This window comes from Streptomyces pseudovenezuelae, assembly GCF_001513955.1.
GTDB classification, from domain to species: Bacteria; Actinomycetota; Actinomycetes; order Streptomycetales; family Streptomycetaceae; genus Streptomyces; species Streptomyces pseudovenezuelae.
This window is the reverse complement of record NZ_KQ948161.1, coordinates 7983-12987: the sequence shown is the minus strand read 5'-3', so window position 1 is coordinate 12987 and position 5005 is coordinate 7983. Positions and strand designations below refer to the sequence as shown.

Genomic DNA, 5005 nt, shown 5'->3' with positions numbered 1-5005 from the left:
CCCCGCGGTGTCCTACGCGCCGAATCCGATCGCTGCGACGGACGTGTACGCGCCCCACTCGGACCCGAGGGTGTCCTCGGCAATGTCCTCCCACTCAGCGTTCATGCCGTCCGCGTCCCCGGCCGACCACTGGTCGACGAGCCGGTCCCACTGGTTGGGGCGGATGTTCACCTTGCGCACGTCCAGGGCCCGTTGCCGGGACGGGGTGACCCCTCCCTGATTCACCGGGTGGACTTCCACCCGGGTCCCGCGCCCGTTGTTGCCGAGCCGCTTTTTCAGGGACTTCGCCACGTTCCGCCGCCGCATGTCGGCGTATGCCGCGTCAATGCGGCCCCGGTTGGCCTTGTTCGGGTCACGGTCCCCGGCAAGCCACGCGATAAGCGTGCGCGGGGTGACGCTGATACCGGCTCGTTCCATGGCCTGATATCCGGCGGGGGAGTTCGTCAGGTACTTGAGGCGTGCCTCCAATCCGCGTTCACTGGCCGCCGACGACTTGATACCCCCGGCAAGTTCCGTGAGCCGTTCGGCAATTGCCTCTCCGCCCGGCTTTCCCTTTGCGCCGTATGCGCCCGTGATTTTCCCGGCCATGTCGTCACTCCCCCATTTCCGTGACCGGGGCGCCGACGACATAGGCGCCCTTCGTCTTCATCTCGGTCAGTCCCCGGCCCTCAGCGAATACCGCGCGCCAGTCTCCGGCCACGTGCAATTCGTCGGTGCCGGTGATCCGGTGAACGGTCAGACCGGCGGTGTGCGCCTTGAATGCACGGCGCCACAGGTTCCCGTGAGCCTGCGCCCGGATGATCTGTGACCAGTCTGTGCGCTCAATGAGGTGATTGAATTTCGACGCCTTCGCGGACGTGGAAATGAACTTGGAATACATGGCCTTGACGTAGGCGAGGGTCACCTCGTCCCCCGACTCGATGGCCGCCGCACGAGCGTCCCGGAGGATGATCCGGAAGGCCCGGAGGATGCTCTCCGAGGACCCGCTCGTCCACGACTCGTGAATGACCGGCGCGTCGCACAGGCGCCCGAACTTCTCGCTTGCCGCGTCCATCAGGAGTTGCAGGGTCGGCCGGGTCACCCACAGGTCCCCGGACAGCTCCCGCGACCCGAGGGGGTTGGGCAGATCAGTACGGGTCCACTCCGGCGGGGTGATCAGGTACAGGCCGGACCGACGCCGGTCGAACTCTCCGCCCGTGGCGTGCTGCAATCCGCCGATCGGGAGGTGAGTGTTCAGGGCCGACAGGTAGGCCGCGTTCACGTCCAGGAGCTGCACCTCGGTCCCGTCCGGGGTGCTGGGGTTCGTCCACTTCGGACGGGCCTCCCACACCTCGTTCGCGCCGTTCTTGGACGGCTTACGCAGGATCTCGGGCTCCGGCGGGTGCGCGGTGAAGTCGTACCGGGCAGACACCCGGGTCGACTCCAGCAACTCCATCCCGTCCGGGATGGCCGTCTTGATCAGGGCGGCGGTCGCCTTGTCCACGTCCCCGCCGGCCTTTTCCAGCGCGGCGGCCACGCGGTCCGCGATGCTCGCGCACACGGTCGGCTCCGGCCGCGGCTTCCGGGACGCCTGGCGGCTCGGGGCGGGGGCCGTCTCGGGCTCCGGCTCCGGCTCGGGGAGGACCGGCTCGTCCACGGCCACGGGGCCCACAGGGGGCGCCACGGCGGCCAGGGGAGCCACGGGAGCGGGGGCGGCGGCCACGGGCCCGGCCTCGGCCACGGCGGCGGCTCCGAGGGTGCCCTCGGGCCACTCGTCCGGCGCCTTGCACCCGGCGTGCAGTCCGTCGCCGTACAGGTCTTCCCGCATCTCCCCACCGCACCCACGGCAGACGAGCGGGGCCTCGGGGCCCTGCGGAGCCTCGGGGTTGTCCTCGGGGCCCGAGCCGCCCCGTCCGTCCGTCTCGATCGGGACCGGCATGGACCACACCTTCTTCGTGGCCCGGGCAACGGAAATCCACTGGGAGGCGGTGTGCCGGTGCGTGATCCGTCCGCCTCGGTTCTCGTCCTCCCCGGTGATGTATCCGGCCGCTTCCAGGGCCTCACCCATGGCACGGGCCGTGATCTCGATGGGGGCGCCGGAGTCGGCCGACTTCTGGATGACGTACGGGGCGGCGGCGGACGGGAGCAGGTACAGCCGCGTCCCGTCCGTCCAGCCGATACCGGCGCCCTGCGCGTACTCCCCGCGCCACCCGAGGGCCTGACCCTGCGCGGGCATCCCGCCGTGGACGTCCAGGACGTGAACGTCCCCGACCGCCAGGCCGTCAAGGATCGCGTCCCGGATGCGGTCGGCCATGGACTGCCCAGAGTTCGCGTCGACCTGCGCCCGCAGGGACTCGCACAGACCGGCCCACCCCCGTTCCCACAGCTCCCGGGAGCGCTCCGGAGTGACCCACCCACGGGAGAGCGCGAACTCCAGACCGGCCCACAGACCCGCGGCCTTGTCCGCCGACGACTCGACATAGCGGCCGGGTGCCTGCGTCTGTGCGGTCAGGTCGGCCGCGAACCGGTGCTCCAACTCCGCCACGTAGGCGTGCGCCGGCATACGGGCCGCCCACCAGATGACGAACGCAGACATGAGCGATGACCGGGCCTCGGGGCCCCCGTCCGCGTCGGCCGCCGCGAACGCGGCCGGGTCGAACTCCCCACGGGAGAGCTGCAACAGGTGCGTACGGTTCTGCGCCGACTCGACCGCGGTCACGTCCTCGGCCGACAGGCCACCGAACGCCCGGGGCCGGAGCCGGTCACGGGCCACGATCTTCCCGTCCTTGATGCCCATGCGGCCCTTGGACGAGCCATTGAACAGGGACCGGGCGAACAAGTCGAAGTAGTCGGCCCGCTCCCGCGCGGAACCGGAAGGCGCCATGTCGTCCCACCCGACGAACATGTCGCCGAACGTGTGGTGGACGTACTCGACATAGGCCGGGGTCGCGAACGCCTTACCCGCGTTGAAGGGGAGCGTGTTCCAGCGGACCGAGGGAGCCCAGCACTGCGTCACGAACGCCATGTGGCCGGACTTGCCGGACCGGTTCACCGCGACGTACGTGCAGCTCCCCGAGGGGCGGCCCATGGCGGCCCGGAACACGGCCCCGATCTCGACCGCCGCGAACTTGTCCGGGGTCATCCCGAACAACTGCCACAGAGCCTCGAACGCACGCTGTCCGGCCGTCTCGTCCTCGGGCGGGGCGGCCATGGTGAACACCCCCAGACCGTTGCCGTAGACCGGCACGTCCAGGGCTCCATCCTTCGTCCAGGCCCCGCCGCCGTGGACGTACAGCCAACGGCCCTCCCGGCAGTGCCACCCGAGCCGGGAGTACGCGGGGATGGTCGGGAAGCGGTCGGAGCCGAGTTTGATCGACGTCACGATGTCCCCCCGGGCGGTCTGGCCGGTGGCCGCGAGAACCTGCGGGATCTCGGCAAGTTCCTGCCGGTCCAGCCATGCCAGTTTGTCGAATTCGTCGGCCGCCACGGTGTCGACCACGACCGCGCCCGCGTCCGGCCGGGACACCCGCAGGTCGTAGTACGTGACCACGGGCCGGGACCGGTCGGTCGTCTCGGTCGCCGCGATCGGGTACGGCTCCCCGGTGTCGTCGGCGTACGCGGCGGTGATCTCCGCTCGCGCGGACAGGATCTCTTTCCGGGACACCTTCGTGACCCGATCCCCGGCGGCGTTCTCGCCGTAGGACCGGCTCACCCGGTAGTGGCCGTGGTCGTCCACCTCGTACCGGTCCGCGATCCGCTCAGTGGTGATCTCTTCCCGGGCGCCATCGGAGCCGGTGACGACCCGGAGGGGCCGCTCCGTTCTCGGGCGCGGGGTCCGCGGGGCGGACTGGGGAGTCGTCTCGGTCATGCGTCGGCCCCCGCCCGCGTCAGGAGCCGGTCCGCGTAGGACCGAGCGCGGGCCAGGGTCGGCCATCCGGAGGTGATCAGTTCACCCGCCGAACAGTGGACGCCCCACCCGCCACGGCCGCGCACGGTCCGGCAGATCAGGTAAGACGTCGTCCCGTCCGTGACCGTGGTCACGCGGCCGGAGCCGCCGACGGGGGTCACACGGGGATCTGTGGTCAGGGCGGGTTCTTGCTGGGTACTCTTGGAATGCACTTGATTCCTCGCTAGGGGATCGATGCCAAGCCCTGGGAGTCGTGTCCCGGGGCTTTCGGCATGTCTGGGGTCGGGTGCCTGCGGTGTGACCCCGCCGAAGCGGGGTCGTGTGGTCACGGAGCGCGGGCCGGGGTGAGGCGGAGCCACCCCCTTTGAGGGGTCAGGGCACGAGGGGCCGGAGCCGGGAGAGCTATCCCCGCCGGCCGAATCCCGAGGGAGAGCAGGAACGCCACCAGGGCGGCCCGAACCTGCACCGGGAGGGCCGCGAAGGCACGCACGAACGCGCGGGCGACGGACCGCCGCCCGGCCGGGGTCATGCCCTTGACCATGGCGACGATGCGCCGGTCTACGTCCTGCGGGGGCAGACCCTCGTATCCGCCGAATCGCCAGATGATCAGGAACTCTTCCTCGGTCATCCGGAGGAACATCTCCAACAGGCCGTCAGCCTTGTGCACGGTGCTCACCCCCTTCGCGGTCGTCGTCGTCATGGGTCAGGCTCCGAGGGGGAGCGGGATCGTCAGGGAGTTGGTCCCGACCGTGGCCCCGCTCGCCTTCATCGCGCGGTACATCTGCGCCAGGGCGACTCCGGCGGCCATGGCCAGGGCGGCGGCGGCCACCAGGAGCAGGGCCTCGGATACCGGGATGTAGCGCGTCCGGCCGTGGCCTCCCTGCTCAACGACCGTGACCCCGCAGCGTCGAACGGTGTAGTTCACCGCCGGGTAGTCACCAGTCGTACGGGCCACGTCGGAAACCGGCACGGTGCCCTGCGGGGTCACTCGCCAGCCCGAAGGGACCGGGGGAGCCTCGGGGGCGAGCGTCGCGGTAGCGGTCACGTCTCCCAACTCCTTTCCATAATTGCTATCGATCTTAGGGGGAGTCAGGTCCCCCACGCCACTCCTGAGTCGGG

Annotated in this window: 4 protein-coding genes; all 4 read right to left on the bottom strand. The window is 70.4% G+C overall.

Annotation, left to right across the window (positions count from 1 at the left end; translation table 11 throughout):
• Nucleotides 1–12: 12 nt before the first annotated feature.
• Nucleotides 13–588, bottom strand: coding sequence for a hypothetical protein (locus AQI94_RS42180; protein WP_030498521.1), 576 nt, complete (start codon nt 586–588; stop codon nt 13–15).
• A 4-nt stretch (nt 589–592) separates the two neighbouring features.
• Nucleotides 593–3847 carry a hypothetical protein gene (locus tag AQI94_RS42175; RefSeq protein WP_051742469.1) on the bottom strand — a complete coding sequence of 1085 codons (3255 nt, stop codon included), beginning with the start codon at nt 3845–3847 and terminating at the stop codon, nt 593–595.
• A gap of 364 nt (nt 3848–4211) precedes the next feature.
• Nucleotides 4212–4586, bottom strand: coding sequence for a hypothetical protein (locus AQI94_RS42165; RefSeq protein ID WP_030498524.1), 375 nt, complete (start codon nt 4584–4586; stop codon nt 4212–4214).
• A 3-nt stretch (nt 4587–4589) separates the two neighbouring features.
• Complete coding sequence (locus tag AQI94_RS42160) at nt 4590–4931, bottom strand: hypothetical protein (RefSeq protein WP_030498525.1); 342 nt, start codon at nt 4929–4931, stop codon at nt 4590–4592.
• Nucleotides 4932–5005 lie beyond the last annotated feature (74 nt).